Raw genomic sequence first — 25326 nt, forward strand, 5'->3', positions numbered from 1 at the left:
GATGAATCAGCAGGCGAAGAAGCGCAGTGGACTCGGACGGGGTCTGGCGTCGCTGATTCCGACCGGACCGGCCGACGACGGCACCGACCATCTGAGTCCGCGTATGGGTGCGACGGCCGCTGACGTTCTGCTCGGCCCGCCGGCTTCGTCGCCGTCGGCCGAAGCGCCACAGGCTGAGATCGACGGCGTCGGCGCCACGTACCGCGAGATCGATCCCGCCCTCATTGATCCCAATCCCCGCCAGCCCCGCCAGGTCTTCGACGAAGAAGCGCTCAACGAGCTGGTGCACTCGATCCGTGAATTCGGCCTGATGCAGCCGATCGTCGTGCGCGCCGTGCAAACCGACGGCGCGACGCGCTACCAGCTGGTGATGGGGGAGCGGCGCTGGCGGGCGGCACAGATCGCTGAGCTCACGGCGATTCCGGCGATCGTCCGCGAGACCGCCGACGACAGCATGCTGCGCGACGCGCTCCTGGAGAACATCCACCGCGTACAACTCAACCCGTTGGAAGAGGCCGCTGCCTACCAACAGCTGCTCGATGAATTCGGCGTCACCCACGATGAACTGGCCGCGAGGATCGGGCGGTCCCGTCCGCTGATCTCCAACATGATCCGTCTGCTGCGGCTGCCGATCGCCGTGCAACGTCGGGTGGCGGCCGGCGTGCTCTCGGCCGGTCATGCTCGCGCCCTTCTCGCGCTTGAGGGCGGTCCGGAAAAGCAGGAGGAGCTCGCCGCGCGCATTGTGGCCGAGGGCCTGTCGGTGCGTGCCACCGAAGAGGCCGTCACACTCGCCAACCGAGATGGCGGCACCGCGCCACCCGCGCCCCGCCGCAAGCCGATCCAGATGCCGGGCCTCCAGGATGTTGCCGACCGGCTGTCGACGACATTCGACACCCGCGTCACGGTGAGCCTCGGCAAACGCAAGGGCAAGATCGTCGTCGAATTCGGGTCGGTCGACGATTTGCAGCGGATTGTCGAAATTATGAGCACCGAACAGCACTGAAACTCGACGATCAACCACACGCGGCCGTTCCGTCACTGTGACACATGACGAAAGCGCCGTGGCGGTGCGAATGGGCGCAATCGGGAAAGCAATTGAGCTGCATCAGAATTCGTTCGAAAGGCGACGAAAAATGAAAGATTCGTCGCGGACTACGCCGTTGCCGTCAAGCTCTCCTATCCTTGAGGGTGCGCCGCGCACACCGGCATCGTGTGGAACCCGGGGAGTCTAGTGTCAGCACGTATCACGCCGCTCCGGCTCGAGGGATTCGAGCAGTTGCCGAAGCATGCACGGCGGTGTGTCTTCTGGGAGGTGGATCCGTCGACGCTTCGCGGCGACGATCATCTCAGTGATCCCGAGTTCGAGAAAGAAGCGTGGCTGTCCATGGTCATGCTCGAGTGGGGGTCGTGCGGCCAACTCGCTGTCGAGTCGCCGCCTGATGACGGCAGCGAGTTCGGCCCTCCGATCACCGGCGACGAACCGTGTCTGGGTTACGCGTTCTACGCACCACCCGGAGCGGTGCCGCGGGCACGCCTGTTTCCCACCGCACCGGTCAGCGCGGATGCGGTGTTGTTGACCGCCGTCGCGGTTGAATCCGGCACGGGTACCGAAGGCCTGCCGGGAAGTCTGCTCGCCGCGGTGGTGAACGACCTTGTGCGACGCGGTGTTCGCGCACTGGAAGCGTTCGGGTACACCCAAGCCGTTACCGAATTGGGCGACTGCGGCTCGCTACCCGACGAGTTGGCACCGGTCGTCGAAGTGCTGGGGGACTGCGCGGTGGACCAGTGCATGATCGAATCGGACTTCCTACAGGATGTCGGATTCTCTGTCGTGGCTCCCCATCCGTACTTCCCGCGGCTGCGGCTCGAGCTGGACAAGGGCCTGGGCTGGAAGGCCGAGGTGGAGGCCGCGCTGGAGCGGCTGCTCGAGAACGCCCGCATCGAACTGCCTATCGGAGCCGGGATGACCGGCGCCTCCATGAACGCCGCCTGGTCGGCGTCGCTCAAAAGGTGGGTCTGACCGGACGGTCGGTGGCGTTGGTTTCACGTGGATGACTGGTCGGTGATGTGATCGACAGTCTCGTCGTCGATGAGTTCGGCTGTTCTACGCGGTCTATCTATATGCCGATATGCGCGACTTCAGCAGGGGAGTACACGCGTGATCATCGTTTCAGGACACATAGTCGTCGGACCCGGACAGCGAGAGTCGTACCTGGCCGGATGTGTCGGTGTCGTCGAGCAAGCCCGTCGCGCTGACGGGGGTCTGGACTATGCCATCTCAGCCGACCTGCTCGACGCATGCCGAATCAACATCTACGAGAGGTGGACGTCGCAATCGGCGGTCGATACGTTCCGGGGTGACGGCCCGAGCGACGATCAAAGGGCGGCAATAGTTTCGGCGTCGGTGGCTGAGTATGACGTCGCCGCAGCGCGGTCGCTGTCGGACGGTTAGCGCCGGCCTACATCCCGATCCGGTTCGCGGACGTGGGCAGGCCCCGGCCCAGACGGGTGGCCCAGAATGCGCCCAGCAGGCTTGTGACGATCAGCAGCGCCATCAGAGCGGTGCCATGGTTGGTGCCGAGAGCCACCCCGGTCAAAGCCGGGCCGACGAAGAATCCCGTGGTCCAGCCGAGTGCGGATACCGCGTTGTACCGCCCGCGAAGATCCTCGGGCGCAAGGTCATTCACGATCGCTGTCAGCGTCGGGGCCAGAGTTGTCTCGGCGATACCGAACACCACCATAGTCGCGACAAATCCCCCGATCGCCTGCCATCCACTGCCCGCGTGTCCGGATACCAAGGCCAACGTCCACGCGAGCGCCCAACTCGTACAGGCGATGGCGATCGCTGCGGTGCGGGTACGACCGGCGAGGGCGCGCAGTACCGGCAGCTGCAGCACCACGACCGTCGCGGCGTTGGCGGCGAAACAGATGCCGAGTGCGCTCGCCGGGATGCCGTGATCACGGGTGGCCCAGCCGGGGAACGCGGCGTGATACTGCGAGAAGCCGATCATCACCACCAACGCGGACAGTCCGACTACGGACAGGAACAACCGGTCCCGCAGTACCGCCCCGTAGCCGGGGCTGCCGTGTTCCGCCGGTGGTGACGCCGCGCTCGAGGGCACGGAGACGAGCAGCAGTAGCGGGATGAACAGCAAGAATGTCGCGGCGTCGATGAGATAGATGAGTTGGAAGGTCGCCGGGCGGGTCATGTCGACGACGAGACCGGCGACCAGGGCACCGACCGCGATTCCTGCGTTGAGGGTGGCGTGGCGCACCGCGAACACCGCGGATCGCTGTGCGGTCGTGACGACGGTGGCCAAGAGCGCGTCGAAGGCAGGCCAAGAGATCGAATTGCCGAGCCCGAGCAGCACCGCCGCCAGGAACGCCACCGGTACGCACGTGACCCACCCGAGTGTCGCCGCACCGGCCGCCGAGAACACCAAGCCGACCAGCAGCGCGGGCCGTGGTCCGAAACGGTCGCTGAGGAACCCGCCGACCGGATTGCCGACGAACGACGCGAGGGCGACGCTGGACAGCGCCAGCGCAGCGGTGTCGATAGCGATGCCACGCACCTGGTGCAGGTACACCAGCATGAACGGTAGCGACATACCGGATCCCAACGCGGACAAGGCATCACCGGCAAGGATGATGATCGCCGCCCGTGGCAGCCGAGGAATCAATCGAACCGATTGGGCGCTCTCGACAGTTGTCTGGGTCATCGCTCGTTCCTTTGCAACGAGAGTTCTTCGATGGTCGCGTGCAGATCGCGTCGGCGCGGATGCTCCGGCGGCAGGTTCGCACTCAACGCCACCTCCGCCTGGTCCAGCAGGTGTCGTGCGGCGTCGACGTCACCCTCGCCGGCCAGCAGCACAGCCAGATTGTGCTGAACGAGCGCGACGTCGGGATGGGTCGGCCCGAGCGTGGACTGCAAGATCCGCAAGGCGCGTTCGTAGAGCCGCCGAGCCTCGGCGGAGTCAGTCGCCGCAGTGCTGACCGCCAGGTTCGCACACGTCATCCCCACTTCGTAATGCTCAGCGCCCAAAGCGTTTTCGAAGATTCGCAGGGCTCGCCGGTGGCACGATACGGCGGCCGTTGGATCACCGGAGTCATGGTGCAGCGCACCGATCGCGGTCAAATCACAAGCCACGTCGGGATGGTCCTCGCCGACGGCGTCGATGCGCAGCCCGAGGCCACGCTGAGCGTGGACCAACCCGTCGACCACACGCCCCCGGGCATGGTCGAGGCCGCCGAGGTTGTGCAGCAGCACCGCCAGCGCCTGCTTGTCGGCGACGGGGTCGACATCCAACACGATTCGAACGCGCTCGTAATGTGTTGCTGCATCGTCGAACTGACCGCGGTACTTCGCCGTGACACCGCGCAGGTTGTGAATCGAGAGCACTGCGGGATCGTCGGCGCTCAGTGTCCGGCGGGAGATCCGCAGCGCGGCAGCCAATCTCGTATCGGTAAGCTCGAAAGCCCCACGGTGCAACAACATTCGAGCGCACGCGACTTCGATGTCCACCCACAACGCCATCAGCGCCGCGTCACAGGTGTGGGCCAGCGGCTCCGCGATCCCGGCGGCCCGCTCCGCCAGCGCCTGGGCAGCCACGAAATCCCCTGCGGCTTCCTCGATGTCGGCGCACGTCAGGATCACATTGGCGAGATCAGGTGAATCCGGGCCGAAAGCTGCAATTGCGGCGTCGACCGCTGCGACGCCCAGTAAGCGCGCGTCATGCAGTCGTCCACCCGCCAACGCAGCCAGTGTGGCGTCATGCTGCGCTACCGCCAGACCTGCCGGCCCGGATTCAGTCATCGGTCTCGTCCGTCAGATCCGAGCGGTGACCAGGCTGTGGTTCTGGGTCAACGACCGACGTGGGCGAGTGGTGGTCAGGGTGTGGTTGTTGACGAGGGCCCGCCTCGGTCGGACGGTCGCCAGGCTGCTGATCGCATTCATGATTCCTGCTCCTTGTTGATGTGGGTGATGCCGTCATCTCGGGATCCCCGCGACGACGGCAATACGATCGCGCAGCGACCTCAAGGACTCCTCAAATGCACAGGTTGCCGAGCGCGCCCCGCCTCGCGATAGCCGAGGTCAATGCCCATGCGCCGGTCGAGGACGTAGGTGATCATTGATGTCTGACTCAAGAGGCAGGTCGTGCGGGCGATGGTGGGTGATCTGTTTACGACGCAGCGTGATGAGGGCGATCCGCTGCCGGCTTTGCTGGCCGCGGCTGGTTTCGAGCGGGCCAGGCAGATCGGCCGGGGCGGTTTCGGGGTGGTGTACCGCTGCGTGCAGACCGAATTGGATCGGGTCGTCGCGGTCAAGGTGTTGACCGCTGACCTGGAGGACAACCGCCCCCGATTCATCCGTGAACAGCAGGCGATGGCGCGGCTCACGGGGCACCCCAACATCGTTCCGGTGCTCCAGGTGGGCCAGACCGATCGGGGCCATCCGTTTCTGGTGATGCCCTTCTACCCGCGAGGCTCATTGCACGCGCGGATCTTTCAGGACGGGGTCGTAGCCCTCGACGACGTCCTGCACATCGGCGTGAAGCTGGCGGGGGCGCTCGACTGCGCACACCGGCAGGACATCGTCCACCGAGATGTGAAACCGGCCAACATCCTGCTCACCGATTACGGAGAGCCTGCGTTGAGCGATTTCGGTATCGCCCACTTCGCCGGCGGGTTCGAGACGGCCACCGGCGTGTTCACGGGCTCGCCGGCCTACACCGCGCCCGAGGTGCTGTCCGGTCAATGCGCCGGCCCGGCCTCCGATGTGTACGGGCTCGGCGCGACATTGTTCACGGCGCTGACGGGTCATGCCGCATTCGAACGGCTCGACGGTGAACAGGTCGTAGCGCAATTTGTGCGGATCACCACCGGGCCGGAACCTGATCTCGGCAGGCATGGCGTGCCCGCTGAGGTGGCTGAAGTGGTGGCGCGGGCGATGGCCCGGGACCCCGGGGCGAGGCCTACCGCGGCCGAGCTGGGGGAGCAGCTGCGACGGCTGCAGGCGCGCCACAGCGCGGCAGAACGGCCTGCCCTCGAGCCGGATCGGACGAATCCCGTGCGGCGGCGCGTGCTGACCGGCGCGGCTGCCGTGTTGTTGGTGTCGGCCATCGTGCTCGGAGTCCTGCACTGGTGGGGCGGATCGGGCAGGGCCGGCGGCGGAACTCCGCCGAACCTCGCGGCCGAATCCGACGGGGTTGTGCCCGAGATCGCGGCCACGTTGCCTGCGGGAATCAAGAGTGCGGGCCGGTTGGTGATCGGCGTCGAGGTTCCCTACGCGCCGCTGGAGTTCAAGAACTCGGCCGGACAGATCGTCGGTTTCGATGTCGACCTGATGAACGCGGTCGCCCGGACACTCGGGGTGATTCCGGAGTACCGGGATGTGGCCGCGTTCGAAGACATCATTCCCGAAGTGCAGCGCGGGACTCTCACGGTAGGGGCGTCGGCGATCACCGATACCCGCGAGCGCGAACATGCGGTCGATTTCGTCACGTACTTCCAGGCGGGCACCTTGTGGGCGCAACGGGCCGGCCCGCCGATCGACCCCAACGCCGCGTGCGGGCTCAAGGTGGGGGTGCAGTCGGGCAGTCTGCAGGCAACCGACCAGATCCCGGCGAAAAGTGATGCGTGCGTGGCGACCGGACTCAAACCGATCGAAAAGGTGGTCTTCACGCTGCACAACGAACTGACCGCGGCGTTGATCAACGGTCAGATCGACGCGATGGCCGCCGATTCGCCGGCCACCGCATTTGCGATCAAGCTCAGTACCGGCAGGCTCGTGCCGGCAGGCGTCGTCACTGACGTCGCGCCATACGGCTGGACCATCGGTAAGGGCTCAGGCCTGTCGGAGCCGCTGCTGCGGGCCCTGCAGCACCTGATGCAAACCGGCGAGTACCGAACCATCGCCGCGAAGTGGGGAATTGAGAGCGGCATGATCGACAAACCCGTGATCGACGGTGCCACTGCATGACCGAACACCCTGTCATTCCAGCGGGTCCATCAGGAAAAGCGGTGGCGCAGAGCGCTATTCAAGTCGGCATTCTCGGACCGTGCGAGATGAGCGTCGACGGCAGGGTGGTGCCGCTCGGCTCGCACAAGCAGCGCGCGGTGCTCGCGATGCTGGTCATTCATCGCAACCGGGCAGTCGGGATCGATGAACTGATCAGCGCGGTGTGGGGCGATGCCGCGCATCCGGGCGCGCGGGCGGCGCTGCACACCTACGTGTCCAATCTGCGTGGCGTGATGGGCGGCCCGGGCATCGACACGCACGCGGTGCTGGCCAGGACACCGCCGGGTTATCGCCTGTCTGTGCTCGACGACGACTGTGATGTCGGGCGTTTCGTCATCGCGCGGGGGATGGGCGTGCGCGCGCTGGCCGGCGGGCAGTTCGAGCAGGCCAGCGAACACCTGTCAGTCGCGCTGTCGCAGTGGCGTGGGCCTGTTCTCGACGATCTCCGCGCATTCAGCTTCTTCGAGGCCTTCGCGACCGCGCTCGCCGAGGAGAAGCTCATGACGCACATCGCCCGCGCGGAGGCCGAAATCGCTTGTGGTCGCGTTGGTTTGGTCATCAATGAACTCGAGGCGCTGGCGTGTGAGCATCCCTATCGCGAGCCGCTGTGGGCGCAACTCATCACGGCTTACTATCTGGCCCAACGACAATCCGATGCGCTCGACGCATATCACCGATTGCGGACGGCACTCGACGAAGGCCTCGGCATCGATCCCGGCCCTGTTGTGCAAGCGCTGTATGTGCAAGTGCTACGCCAACAGCCGCTCGATCCGGCGAAGGCTGCTCAATTGCATGCGGACGAGACGATCGAGGCCTTCCATGAGCAGGACACTGCGGTGACCGAACGTCCGAAGGGCCCTGTGTTACGGGGTGCTGACGGGTGCGTGCATCCGTTGTGCGCCTTGAGTACTCGGATCGGGCGCAGCCCCGACAACAACATCGTTCTTGCCGATGCCAGGGTCAGCCGCCACCACGCCGCGATCATCGAGACGGGCAACAGCTTCGTGATCGCCGACCTGAACTCGAAAAATGGTGTGTACGTGCGGGATCGACGGATCCACCCCAGCGAGACCCTGGTGAGCGGAGACGTCATCCGCGTCGGCGACCAACAATTCACGTTCGATATCGCGCCCGACGATCCGCCGAGGTGCTGACGAGCCCCGGACGGTTACGCGCCGCGCGGAGTCTGCTCGACCGACAGCTCGTGGGCCAGCAGCTCTGCGAACGTGAATGTGCCTGTGGGCCGGTCGTTCTTGCCCAGCAGATACAGACGCTTGACCGCGGCGAGGATGCCCTCGGCGATGGCGTCGCGGGTGGCGGTGGAGACCAGCAGATTGCGGTCACGCGGATTGGTGATGTAGCCGACATCCACCTGAACCGTGGGCATCCGGGTCAGCCGAAGCAGATCCCACGTTCGACCGTGCGTACGGCAGTCGCGTAACCCGGTGCGGGCCACCACTTCCCGCTGGATGAAATCGGCCAGGTTGCGACCGATGGTCGACACCGAACCGTGCGAGTTCCCGAAATGGAAGGACGCGACCCCGTTGGCGGAGGGACTGAGTTGGGTGGCGCAGCGCAGGCTGATCATCAGATCGGCGCCGACGGTGTTGGCCGTCGCCGCGCGCTCCGCATCGAGCGGACTGTGCCCGGCCGGGCGGGACGTAAAGGTGTCCATGCCGATGGCCGTCATCCGGCCTTCGAGCCGACTTGCCAAGTCCCACAGGATGTCTGCTTCACTGATCGGCCCTTCCGGACCGTTCATGATCATGCCGTGGTCAGAGCCACCGCGGCCCGGATCGATGATGACCCGCTTGCCGGACAGCCGTGGCCCCGACCGGCGGACGAGCTCCTCCTCGCGGATCGCGTGCGGTGAGCCACCGGTGACGCGGGATCCCAGGAAGTACAGCGAGCGAAGGGTTTCCGGACCGCAGATGCCGTCGGGGTAGAGCCCGTACTCCCGCTGGTAGGACGAGAGGGCGTTGTGGGTCTGCAGACCGAAGTGGCCGTCGACCATCCCGGTGTAGAACCCCAGGTCCTGCAGTCGGGCCTGCAGCGTCGCGACGTCGTCGCCGTACATCGGCGCACCGAACTGGTGGGTGAGCGTGCGCGCACCCAGCCGGTAGGACGCCTCCCGCAGTGCGCGGTATGTCGCCTCGCCGACGATGCCGTCCACCAACAGACCACGATGCTGCTGGAAGGCACGTACCGCTTGGTCGAGTTCGTCATCGAACACATCCAGTGCGACGTGCCTGCCGGTGTTCAGATCGGCGTCAGGGTTGTCGATGAGACCCAGCGACGTGAGCGCTTCCCGGATCTCGGTGACCGCACCGCCACGGTCGCCGTGACGCAGACTCGACATACGGGCCCCTCCAGGCTGGTTTTCGGCGGGTTGCCGAAACTGACCAGCCAGCATTGTCTCAGATTTCGACCACATACCGGAAAACGCCAGGCGAATCCGGCACGGGTCTAACCATCCGTTAACGCAGCGTCAGAGCGCGTCGGCGAGTTCGCGCAGCAGCGCGGCCTTGCCCTTGGCTCCCACGATGCGCTTGACCGGGGCGCCGTCCTTGAACAGGATCATCGTCGGGATCGAGACGACCTGGAAGTCTCGCGCAGTGGCCGGGTTGGCGTCCACGTCGAGCTTGGCCACCGTCAACTCACCGGCCTTCTCCGACGCGATCTCCTCGAGCACCGGCGCGACCATCTTGCATGGCCCGCACCAGGTCGCCCAGAAATCCACCAGCACCGGCGTGCTGCTGGTCAGGACATCGTCGGAGAACGAATCGTCGGTGACCGCTACGGTTGCGCTGTCCTCACTCATGGTCTCTCTCCTGTCGATCGAAAGGTGTTCGGGCTCAGTCGTTGTCAGCCAGCCAGCGTTCGGTGTCGATAGCCGCCGAACAGCCGCTGCCCGCGGCCGTGATGGCCTGGCGGTAGGTGTGGTCCACAAGGTCACCCGCGGCGAACACGCCGTCGACCGACGTCGCGGTGGTGCGACCCACGGTCAGCACATAACCCTCGTCGTCGAGGTCGATCTGCCCGCGCACCAGCTCCGAGCGCGGATCGTGGCCGATCGCCACGAACACGCCGGTGACGGCAAGCTTGGACTCCTCGCCGGTCACGGTGTCGCGCAGGCGCACACCGGTGACCTTCGGCGAACCCTCGATCTCGGTGATCTCGGTGTTGGTCAGGAACGTGATCTTCTCGTTGGCCCGGGCCCGCTCGAGCATGATCTTGGATGCGCGGAACTCGTCGCGGCGGTGGATGAGTGTGACACTGCGGGCGAACCGGGTGAGGAACGTCGCCTCCTCCATCGCCGAATCGCCGCCACCGACCACGACGATGTCCTCGTCGCGGAAGAAAAAGCCGTCACACGTCGCGCAGGTGCTCACGCCCATGCCGGTCAGAGCCTCCTCGCCGGGGACCCCGAGGTGGCGCGCCGCGGCACCCATCGCCAGGATCACCGAACGGGCCTGATGGGTCTCGTCACCGACGGTGACCGTCTTCACGGGACCGCTGAGGTCGACCGCGTCGACGTCCTCCATCCGCAGATCGGCCCCGAAGCGCAGCGCCTGCTCACGCATCTGGTCCATCAGCTCGGGGCCGGTGATGCCCTCGCGGAAGCCGGGATAGTTTTCCACCTCGGTGGTGGTCATCAGCGCACCGCCGAACTGCGTGCCCTCGAACACCAGCGGCTTGAGCTGGGCGCGGGCGGCATACACGGCAGCGGTGTAACCGGCAGGACCCGATCCGATGATGATGACGTCGTGGACGGTCTCTGAGGTGGTCATATCGGCCTTTCTGCCGGATCTTGGCTCGGCATGCGTGTAACGCCAGCCTAGGCCGGGCTGTTCCCGGCTAACTCGTGGGACAGACTACGGGCGTTTGACCACGGTGTCCGCGAGCAACCCGGCGTGTGCGCCGTCGCAATCGGGGGCCACCACCAGGCCCACCACCGCGCCAGGGACGTCGGAGGGAACCAGGATCAGTACACCGCGCCGGCCGCCGACATCCTGCGGTCGGCCACCGAGCACCTTGATCCCCGGCGGGTAACCCAGCGCCGCCAGGCACTGCGCGCGGCGCTCGGGGTCGGTCAGCGGCCCGAGATCGGGCCGGGCGGCCAGCAGGCCGAGCAACTGTGGCTCGGGTAGGTCGACCGTGGGCTGCGGCGGGGTCACCGTGATCCGTTCGAAGCGGGCCGTGGTTGCCGCAGATGGCGGATCGGGACGCATCAGCATGACGCTGCCCAGACCGACAGCGAGCAGCGCCGCGCACGCACCCGCGACGGCGGCGGCCCGGCGTGCCCGTCGCGCACCCCGGTTCATGGCGTGCTCGGGTGGGGGAGCGGCCCGCAGCGCCGCGGTGAGACGGGCGGTGACGTCGGGGGGCACCGGCGGCGCGGTCTGTCCGTCGTCGGCCAACTCCGCGACGTCGCGTCGCACGCGGTCCAGGGCGGCCAGCATGGCCGCCGCTTCGGGATCAGTGCGCACGCGGTGGCGCAGGCGGGCGGCGGTGGTGTCGTCGAGCAGCCCGGCCTGTAGTTCGGCGAGCCGGTCAGGTGTGATCGGCTCGTCTGACGGCGCTGGGTGCGTGCTGCCGTTCATCGGGATCAAAGTATCGCAGCGAGCGGGCGAGTTTGGCCCGGCCGCGCGCACAACGGCTCTTCACGGTGCCCTCGGCGACGCCGAGCAACTCGGCCGTCTCGGCCACCGAGTAGCCCTGCATGTCCACCGCGACGATCGCGGCCCGCTGCTCGACGGGAAGCATCAGCAGTGCGCGTTCCACCACGATCGCGGTGTCGACGCGGTGTGCCGGGTCGCCTGCGGGATCCCGCAGATGACCGAGTTCGGCATCATAGGGCGTCGCGGCAGGCTGAGCCTTGGCCCGCCGCAGCCGGTCCAGGCAGGCGTTGACCACGATCCGGTACAGCCAGCTGCTCACCGCGGAGTCGTACCGGAACGATGCCGCGGTGCGATGCGCCGACAGCAGGGCGTCCTGCACGGCGTCATCGGCATCGTCGTCGTGGCGGCTGGTCAGGTACGCCAGCCGGCGCAGCTGCCGGTGATAGCGATGGACCAATTCCTCGAACGCGTAGCGATCCCCGGAGACGTGGGCCGCGAGCAGCTCGGCATCCGTACGCGTCCCGGCGCCCGCTGACGCTGGTGCTGCCGGATCCCCGGTCCCCCCGAACCTTCCCACAGCCGAACACTAAGGGCTGCCGAAGGCCGCTCCCGACACTTCTTTGCCGCAGTGCCCATCAAGCATGGTCAGCGCCGCGGCCGCCCTGTGGATGACCGATCAGGACGCTGCGCGGACCGTGATCTCGGAGATGTCGGTGCGGTTCTTGCCGTCGACAGTGCCCAGCGTGGTGATCCACACCAGGACGTTGGACGTCGCTGCCGACTTGTTCACCGTGATGGTGTTGGACCCCGGCTTCATCGGCGTCGGAGGACTCAGCTCGGTGGTGTCGTTCAGTGACGACGGCGACGAGCTCTGTGCCGACCGGATCTGCACGGCCGTCCCGGTGCTGTCGAGGTTCACGGTCACCGAGCCGACCACCGTGGGCTGCGGCAGCTGCAGCAGCAGACCGACACCGCTCTTGAAGTTCGGGAACGGTGTGGAGTCGGTGTAGGCGTCGGTGGACCACGCCGTGCCCGGATCACCGTCGATCGCCTGCCCGGCCTGACTCGGGTTGTCTGCCTCACCCCCAGGCGAGAAGACCGTCGCCTTGCTGGGTTTCACGACACTGCCCGACGGCGCCGAGCCGGTCGCCGCGGTGGTCGAGGACGAGGGCGCGTTGAGGCCCAGCTCATCCTTGTTCAGCCCGCCGCCGACGTCGCCGAAGATGTGGTTGAGGACCGAGGCCAGCACGATGAGCGCGACGACGATGACGGCACCGCCTGCGGCCAGGCCGATCATCAAGCCCTTACGCCGACGAGCGGCTGCCTCCTCCGCATCGCCCGTGGCGGCGTACGGCCGGGCCGGCTCGCGTGTCGGTGGTTCCGGCGGGGCTTCCATCAACTCCGTGCGGTCGGCGATGGCCGTGGCCTGCTGCAACAGGTTGAGCAGCGTGGGGGCGCTGCGGATGCCGCCGCCCTCCTGCACCGCGCGGGCCGCCGCCGCGGAAATCTGGAACGGAATGTCGCGGTCCACGGCGCGAGGTTCGACCGGCTGGCCTGTCGCGTCCCGCGCGGCCGGCTCAAGCCCACTGCGGACGCCGGACTCGGGTAGCGGCCAACGGTCGATCAGCAGGGCATACAACGCCGCGCCGATACCGCGGATGTCCTCGTCGGGCGTCGCCTCCGGCAGGGTGGCCGGGAAGGCCAGCGCCACGTCGCCCTCGATGCTCACGCGCACCCGGCTGGGGTGGTCGATCGACAGCGCCACGCCGGCCCGGTGCGCGGCCTCCGCGGCGGCGGCCAGCGACTGGATCGCCCTGGCCCCGCCGATCGGTGACGGCGAGGTGGCGGCAACCTCGGCCAGCGAGCCGCCGCGGATCCACTCGGCTACGACCAGGCCGCCCGACCCGCTGTGGGCGACATCGAGCACCCGGGCGATGCCCGGCACGTCCAGACGGCTGAGTTTGAGGGTGCGCGCCAGGATTTCCTGCACCTGCTCGCGCGGCATGACGGTGTCGGGGTCGACGAACGTCAGCGCCACCTGACGGTCGAGCGCGGTGTCCAGCGCCTGCCAGAACTGCAGGTTCGGCGGGCCACCGTGGAACACCAGCAGCCGGTAGCGGCCATCGGCGATGGTGGCGCCCGGGATCAGCTGCACGTCGTCGGTGGTGGCGGCTTCGACCTGCTCGCGCGGTGGCGCGAACGACATGGGTTCACGCGTCGGGTCGCCGCCGTAGTCGGCCGGGATCCGGGTGGTGGTGCCGTTGGCCGGGCCGGTTGACGACGGGTCGATGACGGCCGTGGCGCCGTTGGACGGGCCGCTCGACGAGATGTCGTGTTCGCGCGTCGCGGCAGCATCGGGCGCGTCCGAGTCGTCGGGCACATCAGGCCGGAAGTCGTCGGGAGTCGGCCTCGGCAGCTTCGTCGTCGCCGTGCTCTCAGGGCCGGGTGCCGGGCCGCCCGCGGATTCGTCGGTCACCGGTGGTCCTTTCCGCATCCCCGCTCCGGCAACCGATGCCGGAGCCCCACCGAAGGTGGCCGCCGGGGTTGGTGGCCACCGATGTGGAGAAGAATTCCTCTGATCAGGGTACGGGACCGCACCCCGGCGGCGTGGCTGGACGGGCAGGGCCGCCGGAGTCGCGGCTACCTCCACGCCCGGTTGCGGCGCCGCGCGGCCGAGCCGACGACGCACCATCGCGAGTGCTGCCTGGGCCTCGGGCACGCGGGCAGCGATGAGTACCCACGCGATGATCGGGACCATGATCACGCCGAGGGCCAGCAGCCGCAGCAGTGATCCGCCCGCACCGAGATGCGCTGTCAGCGACGCCAATCCGAGTAGCCGGTCGGCGACGTGCGCGACAAGACCCGCACCCAGTGATGCCGTGATGGTCACCAGAATCGTCCGTAAGACAGGGCGGCTGACCAGATGGCCGCTCGGCGGACGCAGACTGGACCGCAGCAGCACGTGTCCGACGAGCGCGCCGGCCAGGAAGCCCAGCCCGTTGGCCAGACCGAGGTATCCGGCCACCATGTCGGCGTTGTCGGTGAGATGCGGAGCCACCAGCGAGCCGGCGACCTTCACCGCCGTGATGACGACGATCAGGATGATCGGAGTCCACGGCTGTTCGCGCGCGTAGAACACCCGAAGCTGCAACAGCACCATGGAGTACGGGATGAGGGTGAACGCCGACAGCGTGATCGCCATGCCCAGATAGCCGGCGTCGGTTTCGCCGAAGTTGCCGTAAGCGAACAACGCGCTGCCGATCGCCGGGCCGCCGACGGTCATCATCGCGACGATCGGGATCAGCGTGATCATGGTCAGCCGCGTGGCCAGGGAGAAATCCTCGAGAATGGCCGGAACATTGTTGGCGGCCGCGTTGCGACTCAGCCTGGGCATGACCACCGTCAGCACGGTCACGCCGATCATGCCGAACGGCAGCATCAGCACGAGCCACGTGTAGTTGTAGATCGCAGGCCCCGACGCCGCCGCGGTGCTGGCGATCTGATTGCCGACGATCAACCCGATCTGGCTGATCAGCACGTAGAGCACCATCGCCGCGGCCATGGTGCCGAACTTCTTGAGCCGGTCGTCGATGCCCCACAGCGGACGCAGGCTGATGCGCTCGGCCCGGATCGCCCACAGCAACACTACGGTCTGGGCCACCACGCCCAGGGTCGTGCCGATCCCGAGCACAAGCAGTTTGGCGTTGCCCATGTGCACCGGGTCGACGGACAGCTCGCCCGGCACCAGCACGTACAGGCCCAGCGTCAGAATCGCCACGACATTGTTGAGCACCGGCGCCCAGGCCGGCGGGCCGAAGATGTTGCGGGTGTTGAGGATCGCCATGAACACCGAGGACAGGCCGTAGAACAGCACCTGCGGCAGCAGCAGGTAGGCGAACGCCGTCGTCAGCGGGTCGTTGACCTGCGGGTCGCTGCCCAGCATGACCCGGACCAGCAGCGGCGCGCATGCCACCGAGAGCACCGTCGCCACCAGCAGCAAGGTGGTGGCCAGCGTCACCAGCCGGCGCACGAACGCGGTACCGCCGTCGGGATCGTCGCGTTCGGCGCGGGCCAGCACCGGCACGAAGATCGCCGTGAAGGTGGCCTCCAGCACCAACGCGGCCACCATGTTCGGCAGCTGGTTGGCCACCGAGAACGAACTCGACAGCGCCGCACCGAGAATCGCGGCCAGCAACACGATGCGGAAGAAGCCGGTGATCCGCGAGATCAGGGTGGCAAACGCCATACCCCAGGACCGCGACACCACTGCGGCGTCGGAGAGCTCGGGGCGCGCGGGCGGCCGGGACTGCGGCGCCGGCCCGGTCATCGGTGCGGCTCCCTGGTCGGGGGTTCCTCCGGGTTGAACGCCTGCGCCACCTCGATCGGGTCGGGGCGGTCCAGATCAGCCCGGTCGGGCTGGCCGCGGAACCGATGCCACAGCCGCCGCCCGGCGAGCAGGACCAGCACCGCTCCCGCCGACAGGGTGATGAAGAACAGCACCTTGCCGTAGGCGTTGGAGTGCACCGAGAGACGTACCGGGTCACCCAGCGGCAGACCGTCCACGGTTTGCAACGCGACATCCACGGCGACGCGCTGGGTGAAGTGGACCTCGATCGGAACCCGCAGCGGCAGGTAGCCGGGCGGAAGCTCGATCACGCCCATGTCCGTGACCGTCATCCCCGGCGGGGCGTTGATCTGCAGCCGGACCCGGATAGGCACGGGAAGATCGTTGCGCAGCGCCAGCGGTAGCGGGCTGCGTTCCGTCGCGAGCGTGTACGAATCACCCGGGTTCACCACGGTGACGGCGCTGAACATGTCGTCGACGCTGTGCGTGACGATGTCGAGTCGCTGGCGGGCCAACCCGTCGCGGGTGTCCGGCGGCACCGACTGGCTCAGCGCGCGCAGCATGTCCTCCCGCAGCGGGGCGGTGTACTGCGCACCCGTGAGGCCGGTGCGCTCGTCGGTGGTCAACGCCGCGGTCAGGCCCCACAACCGGGCGGTCACCCCGGCGATCCCGCCGGTGATCGAGTCGTCGATACGGCTGCGGGGATTGCCCAGCGTGTCGGCGGGCCGCGGTTGTATCGGTTCGGGTGGCACGGCGTTGGCGTCGGCGATCACCGCGGTCAGCGGGCGGGGGAGAGCCAGCCCGGCATGGATGGTCGTGGCGACCGACGTCAGGATCGCCTGGGCGTCGTCGGGATGCAGCGTCCACACCAGCGGCGGCATCAGGATCTGGGTGCGCGGCTCGGTGTCGCGCGAGAGCCCCCGCCACAGCAGGGCACCTGTGGCGTCCTGGCGGCGCGCGGTCTCCGAGTCATGCCGGACCGGGATATCCATCGTCGGATCGAGGTACGACGGGGCGACCGGGTCGCTGCCTGCACCGGCCAGCGCTGCGCCGACCGCGGGATCGAACGCCGCGGCCACCAGATCTGGGCTGTAGCGCACCGGGGTGACGTCGGCGGTTTCCGGGGCGCCGGTCGCGGAGTCCTGCGCGGTGGTGTGGGCGGCCGCGATCGCCACGGTCTGCCCCTGGGCGCTGAGCAGATCGACCGCTGGGCCGGTGAGCGGTCCGTCGCCGACGATGCTGGCACCCCGCGTGGAGGTGACGCCGAGGATCTGGTCGACGATGTCGCCCGCGCCGTTGGTGGCGATCGCGCTGAGCCCCGCGTCGTTGACGCGGTTGAGCGCGTCCAGGTCGGCATGCGCGTAGGTCGTCGGCGCCACGCACATGCGCTGGGCGAGCCCGCGCAACCGGTTCAGCCAGGCGATCGCGGCGTCTCGGCCGGTACCGGGCCGCGTGCGGGTGCCGGGGCCGGTGTCAGGGGCGTCGTCGACGACGTAGCCCGCGGTCATCGCGTTCACGGTGACCAGCAGATCGGGGTCGACGGCCAGGCACAGCGCGGCGCGGACCTGCCCGGCCGGGTCGACCGACGGGCCGGTGGCGAAATCCACCGCGGACAGCAGGGTGTCCAGCCGCCCGCCGGGAGCCAGGGACGTGGCCAGGTCGTCGTCGATGAGCCGTACCGGTGCGGTGCCGCCGGGCGCTCCCGCGGCCAGCCGCGGACGGTCGGCCAACGGCCACAACATGGTCAGCCCGACGGGCCGCGAGGTGTCGGGCGCCACGACCGAGCTCAAGGCCTCGGCGGAGGAGGCTGCGCCGTCGTCGCCCGGGCCGGCCGGTTGCTCAGCGGGCACACCGATCACCGGCAGCAGGAAGCGGGCGTCGTCGAGGCGGGCCGGTTCCCCGTAATCCGGGGTGCCGTTGACGTTGACCAGCACGGGATAGACCCCGGGCTGCTCGATCTGCAGGGACGGCCGGTCGGTGGCCCGCAGCGGATACGAGAGTGTGAACGGAACCGTCTGGCCACGAGCCATTTCCGTGGACACGTTGATGAAATCGGCGACGGGGGAGAACTTGTCGAGGCTTCCACTGAGGTCGGTGCGCAACTCGGTGGACGAGCCCACGGCACGGGCATGCTCCAACCGGATCACCACATCGCGGACCGGCCGGTCGCCCACATTGGTCACCGCACCGGACACCGTGACCACGGGCTCACTGGTAGTGGTCACGAGTTCGGGGGACACATGATCGATGCGCAGTTGCAGAAACGGCATCTGCCCGGGCTCACCGGCCGCGGCGCGCGGCAGCACACCGGGGACCGTCACGAGCAACAGCACACTGAGGACCGTCAGGATGCGCGCCGCCGTCGAGAGCCAACGGGGCATCGCTGAACCCGCGGTCACGGCCCTTGTCCGCATCCGTTCGTGCGCCGGGGAGGCTGAGGCTGACCGGAGTCGTCACGGCGGTGATTACGGGTGTGCGAATGGGTCTGGGCCCGCCGCCGCGGCGCACTGCGGGGCAGTGGCGGCAGGGCGCCCGGACCATCGGTGTGCAGCTTGTCGATGAGCTCGCCTGCCACCTCGGCCAGTTTGCGTTCGTCGGCATAGGCCAGCCGCGACGGCAATTCGCCCAGCGGCACCCAGGCCACCTCGGTGACCTCGACGTCGTCGTCGGAGAGCTCGCCGTCCTGGAACCGCATCAGATAGTGGTGCACGGTCTTGTGCACGCGGCGGCCTTCGGTGACGAACCAGTAGTCGATGCTGCCCAGGGCGGCCAGCACTGTGCCCTGAATACCGGTCTCCTCCGCGACTTCTCGGATGGCGGTCTGTTCGGCCGTCTCGCCCAGCTCGATGTGACCCTTGGGCAGCGACCACAGCATCCGGCCCCGGCGGTCGACCCGACCGATCAGTGCCGCCACCTGGGTGTCCTTCGGGCCGTCGATGCCGTCGATCACCAGCCCCCCGGCCGAGGTCTCGTGCACGGTGCGCAACCGTTCGGGTGGACGCCGCGGCCGCGGCTTGCGTTGCTTGGACTGGTCTCGCGGGGTGGGATGCTTGTCACCGTCGTCCGTGGACTCGGCGGGATGTTCGCTGGGCTGGACGGTGTGATGGTCGTTACCCGTGTCGGGCGGGCCGGCAGCGCGCTGCGCACGGCGTTGGCCGCGGCGGCGACCGCGGCGCCGTCGTGGTTTGGCCTGTTCGCCGTCCGACACCCAAGCGATAGTAGCTGCCACGGGGTTGCGGTCCTGCCACACTCGCCGGTAGCGGGCCCACTGGGCACACTAGGCTGTCCGAACGTGTCCGATGCCGCACCCGATGACGCCGAACTGCTGGCCCGCGCGCTGGTGGCGCTGAACCAGCACGGCGAACTGCTGCGCGGGCTGGGTCAGGTGTTCGCTGCCGGCGGCCACGAGCTCTACCTGGTGGGCGGCAGCGTGCGTGACGCGTTGCTGGGCCGCCTCGGCACCGATCTGGACTTCACCACCGACGCGCGACCCGAAGCCGTGCAGAAGATGTTGCGGGGCTGGGCCGACGGATTGTGGGACACCGGAATCCAATTTGGCACGATCGGTGCTGCCAAGGGCGATGAGCGCGTCGAGATCACCACGTTCCGCGCCGACAGCTACGACCAGGTGACCCGTAACCCGACGGTCGAGTTCGGGGACACCCTCGGCGACGATCTGGTGCGGCGCGACTTCACGGTCAACGCCATGGCCGTGCGGATCACCGCGGACGGTCCGGGCGAATTCTGTGACCCACTCGGCGGTTTGGCGGCGTTGCGGGCCAAGACACTCGACACCCCGTCGGCGCCCCAGGTGTCCTTCGGCGACGATCCGCTGCGGATGCTGCGGGCCGCCCGCTTCGTGTCACAACTCGGGTTCGCGGTCGCCCCGCGGGTGCTGGAGGCCCTGCTGGACATGGCACCGCAGCTGGCTCGCATCACGGTGGAACGGGTCGCCGCCGAACTCGACAAGCTGCTGCTGGGCGTGGACCCCGTCGCGGGCGTCGATTTGATGGTGCAGACCGGGCTCGGCGCGGTGGTGCTGCCCGAGGTCGGCGAGATGCGGATGGCCATCGACGAGCACCATCAGCACAAGGACGTGTACTGGCATTCGCTGACGGTCCTGCGCCAGGCCATCGATCTGGAAGACGAGGGTCCCGACCTGGTGTTGCGCTGGGCGGCGTTGCTGCACGACATCGGCAAGCCCGCGACGCGCAAGCACGAAGCCGACGGTGGCGTCAGCTTCCACCACCACGAGGTGGTCGGCGCCAAGATGGTCCGCAAGCGCATGCGCGCGCTCAAATACTCCAAGCAGATGGTCGACGACGTCTCCCAGCTGGTCTACCTGCACCTGCGGTTCCACGGTTACGGCGAGGGCAAGTGGACCGATTCGGCGGTCCGGCGCTATGTCACCGACGCCGGTCCGCTGCTCGGGCGGTTGCACAAGCTGGTGCGGGCCGACTGCACCACCCGCAACAAACGCCGGGCCGCGCGCCTGCGGAGCAGTTACGACGATCTGGAGGCGCGGATCGCCGAACTCGCCGCCAAGGAAGACCTGCAGCGGGTCCGGCCCGACCTCGACGGCAACGAGATCATGACCATCCTCGGCATCCCCGCGGGCCCGCAGGTGGGCGAGGCGTGGCGGTACCTCAAGGAGCTGCGGTTGGAGCGCGGCCCGCTCGAGCACGACGAGGCTGTCGCCGCTCTGCAGGAATGGTGGAACGCGAGGGCCTGACCGTGCGTCTGATCAGTCATGGACTACTGCCTTGGCGATCCCGACGGCTCGGCCACGATATGGACTGCTGAGCCTGCGGTCGACCTTGACGGCGACGGCACACCCGACGGGGTTGGGCTTGATTTCGACGGTGACGGTCGGCTCGACGATGTGATGGCCGACCTGGATGGGGACGGCATCGCCGAGCACGTGGTGCTGGACACCGACGACGACGGCCGCGCCGAAACCTATTTCACCGACGACGGCTCGGGCACCTGGGCGTTGCGGGTGGACCGCGGCGGGCAGGTCCGCTGGTTCGACCTGGACGGTGTGGAACATCCCGCCGGGCTGCCGCTCGTGGACTTCGCCGGCGACGGCTCGGCCGACGATCAGCTGCTCGACGTCGACGGCAATGGCCTGGCCGACCGCGTGCTCTCCGGCGCCCGCGCCTATGTCGACACCGACGGTGACGGGCGGTGGGATCTCACGTTGACCGACAGCGACGGCGACGGTCTGGCTGACTCGGCAGGCACGGTGGCTCGCGATTGACCCTGCGCTCAGGGCGCGGTTTTCGCGGTTTTTCGCGCCGTGGCCGCAGAGTCAACGACTGCGGGGCCCTGCTAGTCGGCTGCTCAGCCCCGGCCGGTTCCCGGCGGGCCCGCGAAGGCCTGGGCGATGGTCAGCCACTTCTCGGCGTCGGCGCCCACGGCTTTGACGTCGAGCTCGGCGGGCGCGCGGCGCTGCGTGACCAGCAGGCAGAAGTCCTCGGCCGAACCCGTCACACGCTGCGTGGCGTCCTCGGGTCCCCACGTCCACAGATCACCATCGGGACCCTGCAACTCCACCCGGAACGCCTCGGCCGGCACCGGCAACCCGTGCAGGGCGAAGGCGAAATCGCGGGTGCGCACGCCGATGTGGGCGATCGAGCGCAAGCGCGCCGTGGCGGGCCTGCGAACCCCGAGCGTGTCGGCGACATCGAGCCCGTGAGCCCAGGTCTCCATCATCCGGGCCGTGGCCATCGACGCCGCGCTCATCGGTGGGCCGAACCACGGCAGCTTGCGACCGTCGGGAACCGTCAGCAGCGCGTCGTGCAACCGGCCACGGGTCTGGCGCCAGTCGGCGAGCAGCTCGGCGGGCGGGGTGGCCGCGAGCTCCTCGGCGCCGGCGTCGACGAATCCGGTGGGGTTCTTCATGGCTTCAGCCACGACGTCGTTGAACCCGGCCTCATCGGTGACGGAGATCAATGCGACCCGGTCGGTCCACAGCAGGTGGGCGATCTGATGGGCGATGGTCCAGCCCGCCGCGGGAGTTTCGGTGGCCCACTGTTCGGTGGGCAGGTCGGCGACGAGCCCGTCGAGTTCGTCGCTCTCGGCACGAAGATCGGCCACGATCTGCTCTGCAGTCGACATGCGGGTCAGCGTAGACCGGCTTGTCAGGTGCGCCGCGGCGCGGCCACCGCCGCGTGAATGCCCAGGCCCACCAGGTAGATCACCGTGCCTGCCACCACCAGGCCAGGCGATTGCCCGTCCGCCGGAATCACCGCGGCGGTCGCGGAGGTGGCCGTGATGAACGAGATCCAGAACAGCGCGTCCTGCACGGTGAAGACATGCCCGCGCAGCGCATCGTCGACGTCGAGCTGCATCGCCGAGTCCGCGCACAGCTTCACCAATTGCCCCGCGGTTCCGAGCAGGAACCCGCAGGTCAGCATGACCGGCAGCTGCAACCCGATCGCGGCGAGCTGGACCACGGCGGCGAATACCAGCGCCCCGTTGGCGGTGGCGTAGCGACCGAAGCGGGCGATCACCGCGGGCGCGGCGACCGTGGCCAGAAACGCGCCGCAGCCCGTGGCGGCGAGAAACACCACCGCCGTACCCAGGCCCAGGCCGGCTACCTGTGCGGGAGTATCGGTGTGCCGCACGATGACGAGCACCAGCAGGGTGTTGATCCCGAGCGCCATGCGGTGGGCAGCGAGCCCGGCCAGTGTGGCCGCGACAGTCGGCACCGACGCCACCGTGCGGGCGCCGTGCACCCACCCGGTGGACACCGCGTAGAACGCCGAGCCGTGGATGGTGCGTTTGCTCTCGTGCGGGCCCAGCACGTGCGGGCCGAACCGCACCGACAGCCACAGCGCGAGCGCGACCGGGGCCAGCACGCTGAAGATCACCACGGACGCGCCCGCGTCGCTGGCTCCGAACAGCCACCGCGGCACCAGCATGAAGTTCGCCCCGAAGAACGCCGCGGCCGACCCGATCGCGGTGGCGACCGAGTTCATGGTGACGACCCTGGTATCGGGCACCACGTCGGGCAGCGACGCCGACAGACCGGACGACACAAAACGGGTGAACCCGTTGACGATCAACGCGGCGAACAGGACGGCGACGTCGCCGGCGCCGAAGGCCAGCAACACGCCGGTGAGGATCACCAGCACCAGCCGGCCCAGATTGGCGCCGATCATCACCAGTCGGCGGTCCCAGCGGTCCAGCAGGGCGCCGGCGAACGGGCCGAGCAACGAGTAGGGCAGGTACAGCACTGCGAACGAGCCTGCGATGGCCCACGGTCCCGCGGCGCGTTCCGGATTGAAGATGATCGCACCGGCCAGCCCGGCCTGGAACAGACCGTCACCGAACTGGCTGACGGCCCGCAACTCGAGCAGTCGGCGGAACTCCGTCATGCCGCGCAGCGACCGCCACAGAGCAATGGGGGCGGCAGCGTCAACCACGGCAATCACATTCTGTTCGGGGGCTGTTCAGCCCGCGATCGGCGACCTGTTCCACACTACAAACTTTCTGGCCCTACAAATTGCGCACCGCGCGTGGTTGTTCGCCACGTCTCGGCGGTGCTGGTGACATGATGGACAGGTGGCGCCGTCAGAGGATCCGGAGGACTTCATCGCGCCTGCGGCGCACCGGGTACGACCGGGGACGCTCCTGCTGGCCAACACCGATCTGCTGGAGCCGACATTCCGTCGCAGCGTCATCTACATCGTCGAACACAACGCCGGTGGCACGTTGGGCGTGGTGCTGAATCGGCCCAGCGAAACCGCGGTGTACAACGTGCTGCCGCAGTGGGCCAAGCTCGCCGCCAAACCGAAGACCATGTTCATCGGCGGCCCCGTGAAGCGTGATTCGGCGCTGTGCCTGGCGCTGCTGCGCGTGGGCATGCATGCCGACGGGGTGCCGGGGTTGCGCCATGTGCAGGGCCGCATCGTGATGGTCGATCTCGACGCCGACCCGGACACGCTCGCCCCGATCCTCGAAGGCGTCAGGATCTTCGCGGGCTATTCCGGCTGGACCATCGGGCAGCTCGACGGCGAGATCGAGCGCGACGACTGGATCGTGCTGTCGGCGTTGCCGTCCGATGTGCTGATCGAACCGCGCATCGACCTGTGGGGCCGGGTGCTGCGACGTCAGCCGCTGCCGGCGTCGCTGCTCGCGACCCACCCGATCGACACCAGCCGCAACTGACGGGCTCGGCAGGGATCAGCTACACGACAAGGTGCAGCTGGCGCACGATCCGGTGCATCCACCCCCACTGCTGACGGCCGAAGCGGCCTCGGCCCGGGCGACCACTTTGGCGCTCTGCCAGCAGCCGGCTGCCACCGTGGCAACCGCGCCGATGACACACACCGTCACCACCACGACGCCGGTCCGCGGCTCGGCGGACAGGGCCGCGACACCGCCTGCGGCGAGCATCACCGCCGCGGCAAGCTGGGTGGGGGCCACCGCTCGCAGCACGGTGCGGACCGGATCACCGGAGTGCGGCCTGGTCAACAACCACAGACCGAGGATTCCGACGATCACGGCGACGCTCAGGCAAAGCAGCGCGGCGATCAACATGGGCCACACAATACGAGGCGGATGGGGCTCCTGTCAGGTCGGGTTCGGCTGGGTGGGACCTAGCCGTGCAGGCCCAGGAGCTGCGGCAAACCCGCTGCAGGCGCTGGTGCGGGGGCGGCCGCAGGCGCGGGCAAACCAGGCGCCGGGACACCAGCCGGAGCTGCAGCCGCGGCCGCGGCGGGTGCGCCCGGTGCTCCCGGTGCGCTCACCTTGAACCCCGCCACGATCGCGTCGGTCGCATCGGCGGCCGCCGATACGCCTTGACTGGCCGCGCCCGAGTTGACCGACAGGGACACCAGGTAGCGGTCGGGCCCGACGGTCGCGATGACATGCCGGCGCGAGGTGTTAACGGTCTGGCTGTCAGCCCGGTAGCTGCCCTCGATGAACGACGACGGGAAGCCGTTGAAGTCGCCCATCGTCATGTCGGTGGTCTGCCACGCCATCTGCTGCAGGCTGTCGACATAGCCGTGGCTGATCGCCTCGACCGGGTCGAAGTTGCCGATGAGCTTGTAGACCACGACCTGGGCATTCGGTGTGTACAGATCGGTGCTGGAGCGGTCGGCGATCACCGCGAAGGCGTCAGGGACGTTCGGATCGGGCACCGTGGACCAGCCCTGCGGCATCGGAAGCACGATGCTCAGCGCGGTGAAGTTGCGGCTGACCTGGGGCTCGAGCTTGACCCCTTTGCTCTTGAAGTAGTCGGCGATGGTGCCGGAGGTGGCGGGGACGATGGTCGGCGTCGGAGCGTCCCTCGTGCTCGACGAATTCGCGATGATCTTCCGGCTGCAGGACGT

23 protein-coding genes are annotated in these 25326 nt (G+C 68.2%); 8 read left to right on the forward strand and 15 right to left on the reverse strand.

All coding sequences use genetic code 11. The features are described 5' to 3' along the window. Position 1 precedes the first annotated feature (1 nt). The 3 genes from A5784_RS05050 to A5784_RS05060 all read left to right on the forward strand — a co-directional run bounded on the left by A5784_RS05050 (position 2) and on the right by A5784_RS05060 (position 2452). Positions 2–1003, forward strand: coding sequence for a ParB/RepB/Spo0J family partition protein (locus A5784_RS05050; RefSeq protein ID WP_064942976.1), 1002 nt, complete (start codon positions 2–4; stop codon positions 1001–1003). Positions 1004–1231: 228 nt separating this feature from the next. Continuing rightward, positions 1232–2020 carry a hypothetical protein gene (locus A5784_RS05055; protein WP_064942933.1) on the forward strand — a complete coding sequence of 263 codons (789 nt, stop codon included), beginning with the start codon at positions 1232–1234 and terminating at the stop codon, positions 2018–2020. A 138-nt stretch (positions 2021–2158) separates the two neighbouring features. Beyond that, positions 2159–2452 carry a putative quinol monooxygenase gene (locus A5784_RS05060; protein WP_064942935.1) on the forward strand — a complete coding sequence of 98 codons (294 nt, stop codon included), beginning with the start codon at positions 2159–2161 and terminating at the stop codon, positions 2450–2452. Between the two features lie 7 nt (positions 2453–2459). On the opposite strand, the gene A5784_RS05065 is transcribed toward A5784_RS05060, so the two are convergent. The 3 genes from A5784_RS05065 to A5784_RS39590 are packed head-to-tail and all read right to left on the reverse strand — an operon-like array spanning position 2460 to position 4954. After that, positions 2460–3719, reverse strand: a complete 1260-nt coding sequence (locus A5784_RS05065; RefSeq protein ID WP_064942937.1) for an MFS transporter — start codon at positions 3717–3719, stop codon at positions 2460–2462. Then, a complete protein-coding gene (locus tag A5784_RS05070) occupies positions 3716–4813 on the reverse strand; it encodes a tetratricopeptide repeat protein (RefSeq protein ID WP_064942939.1) in 1098 nt (365 codons plus the stop codon). The genes A5784_RS05065 and A5784_RS05070 overlap by 4 nt, the downstream gene beginning before the upstream one ends. Before the next feature lie 12 nt (positions 4814–4825). Continuing rightward, positions 4826–4954, reverse strand: a complete 129-nt coding sequence (locus A5784_RS39590) for a hypothetical protein (protein WP_286159411.1) — start codon at positions 4952–4954, stop codon at positions 4826–4828. Between the two features lie 210 nt (positions 4955–5164). Here A5784_RS39590 and A5784_RS05075 point away from each other — a divergent pair, with 210 nt between their 5' ends. Both A5784_RS05075 and A5784_RS05080 read left to right on the forward strand, forming a co-directional pair. Then, entirely contained in the window at positions 5165–6979 is a 1815-nt protein-coding gene (locus A5784_RS05075; RefSeq protein WP_082944661.1) for a bifunctional serine/threonine-protein kinase/transporter substrate-binding domain-containing protein, read from the forward strand. Further along, entirely contained in the window at positions 6976–8172 is a 1197-nt protein-coding gene (locus tag A5784_RS05080; RefSeq protein ID WP_082944662.1) for an AfsR/SARP family transcriptional regulator, read from the forward strand. The genes A5784_RS05075 and A5784_RS05080 overlap by 4 nt, the downstream gene beginning before the upstream one ends. 14 nt (positions 8173–8186) lie before the next feature. Here the strand turns inward: A5784_RS05080 and A5784_RS05085 are convergent, their stop codons facing one another. The 8 genes from A5784_RS05085 to A5784_RS05120 form a co-directional block, all read right to left on the reverse strand. Then, positions 8187–9377, reverse strand: a complete 1191-nt coding sequence (locus tag A5784_RS05085; protein ID WP_064942942.1) for an N-acetylmuramoyl-L-alanine amidase — start codon at positions 9375–9377, stop codon at positions 8187–8189. 129 nt (positions 9378–9506) lie between these two features. Beyond that, positions 9507–9839 carry a thioredoxin gene (trxA, locus tag A5784_RS05090; protein WP_064942944.1) on the reverse strand — a complete coding sequence of 111 codons (333 nt, stop codon included), beginning with the start codon at positions 9837–9839 and terminating at the stop codon, positions 9507–9509. A 34-nt stretch (positions 9840–9873) separates the two neighbouring features. After that, on the reverse strand, positions 9874–10809 hold the full coding sequence (gene trxB / locus A5784_RS05095; RefSeq protein ID WP_064942945.1) for a thioredoxin-disulfide reductase: 936 nt from the start codon (positions 10807–10809) through the stop codon (positions 9874–9876). 84 nt (positions 10810–10893) lie between these two features. Continuing rightward, entirely contained in the window at positions 10894–11622 is a 729-nt protein-coding gene (locus A5784_RS05100; protein ID WP_064942947.1) for an RsmA family anti-sigma factor, read from the reverse strand. Next, positions 11573–12217: an RNA polymerase sigma factor SigM gene (sigM, locus tag A5784_RS05105; protein WP_064942948.1), complete on the reverse strand. Its 645-nt coding sequence runs from the start codon at positions 12215–12217 to the stop codon at positions 11573–11575. The genes A5784_RS05100 and sigM overlap by 50 nt, the downstream gene beginning before the upstream one ends. Positions 12218–12316: 99 nt before the next feature. Beyond that, positions 12317–15967 carry a murein biosynthesis integral membrane protein MurJ gene (gene murJ, locus A5784_RS05110; RefSeq protein WP_064942950.1) on the reverse strand — a complete coding sequence of 1217 codons (3651 nt, stop codon included), beginning with the start codon at positions 15965–15967 and terminating at the stop codon, positions 12317–12319. Next, on the reverse strand, positions 15964–18399 hold the full coding sequence (locus A5784_RS05115) for a DUF6049 family protein (RefSeq protein ID WP_064942952.1): 2436 nt from the start codon (positions 18397–18399) through the stop codon (positions 15964–15966). Before A5784_RS05115 ends, murJ begins: the two co-directional genes overlap by 4 nt. Beyond that, positions 18381–19193, reverse strand: a complete 813-nt coding sequence (locus A5784_RS05120; RefSeq protein ID WP_064942954.1) for an NUDIX hydrolase — start codon at positions 19191–19193, stop codon at positions 18381–18383. The genes A5784_RS05115 and A5784_RS05120 overlap by 19 nt, the downstream gene beginning before the upstream one ends. Positions 19194–19277: 84 nt before the next feature. On the opposite strand from A5784_RS05120, the gene A5784_RS05125 reads away from it, so the two are divergent. After that, positions 19278–20717, forward strand: coding sequence for a CCA tRNA nucleotidyltransferase (locus A5784_RS05125; RefSeq protein ID WP_064942956.1), 1440 nt, complete (start codon positions 19278–19280; stop codon positions 20715–20717). A gap of 18 nt (positions 20718–20735) precedes the next feature. Further along, the gene (locus A5784_RS05130) at positions 20736–21245 is read left to right on the forward strand and encodes a hypothetical protein (RefSeq protein ID WP_064942957.1); all 510 of its coding nucleotides are present in this window, start codon (positions 20736–20738) and stop codon (positions 21243–21245) included. Positions 21246–21328: 83 nt separating this feature from the next. On the opposite strand, the gene A5784_RS05135 is transcribed toward A5784_RS05130, so the two are convergent. Beyond that, on the reverse strand, positions 21329–22105 hold the full coding sequence (locus A5784_RS05135; RefSeq protein ID WP_064942959.1) for a TIGR03084 family metal-binding protein: 777 nt from the start codon (positions 22103–22105) through the stop codon (positions 21329–21331). 23 nt (positions 22106–22128) lie between these two features. Further along, positions 22129–23415, reverse strand: coding sequence for an MFS transporter (locus tag A5784_RS05140; RefSeq protein WP_064942986.1), 1287 nt, complete (start codon positions 23413–23415; stop codon positions 22129–22131). Between the two features lie 139 nt (positions 23416–23554). Between A5784_RS05140 and A5784_RS05145 the strand changes: the two genes are divergently transcribed. Continuing rightward, a complete protein-coding gene (locus tag A5784_RS05145) occupies positions 23555–24160 on the forward strand; it encodes a YqgE/AlgH family protein (protein ID WP_064942961.1) in 606 nt (201 codons plus the stop codon). Positions 24161–24175: 15 nt separating this feature from the next. On the opposite strand, the gene A5784_RS05150 is transcribed toward A5784_RS05145, so the two are convergent. Together A5784_RS05150 and A5784_RS05155 are read right to left on the reverse strand one after the other, a co-directional pair. Continuing rightward, positions 24176–24532 carry a hypothetical protein gene (locus tag A5784_RS05150; RefSeq protein WP_064942963.1) on the reverse strand — a complete coding sequence of 119 codons (357 nt, stop codon included), beginning with the start codon at positions 24530–24532 and terminating at the stop codon, positions 24176–24178. 59 nt (positions 24533–24591) lie between these two features. Next, positions 24592–25326 (reverse strand): LpqN/LpqT family lipoprotein (locus A5784_RS05155; RefSeq protein WP_064942965.1); only part of this gene is annotated, 735 nt, incomplete at its 5' end.

The sequence above is a fragment of the Mycobacterium sp. 852013-50091_SCH5140682 genome (genome assembly GCF_001665685.1).
Classification (GTDB): Bacteria; Actinomycetota; Actinomycetes; order Mycobacteriales; family Mycobacteriaceae; genus Mycobacterium.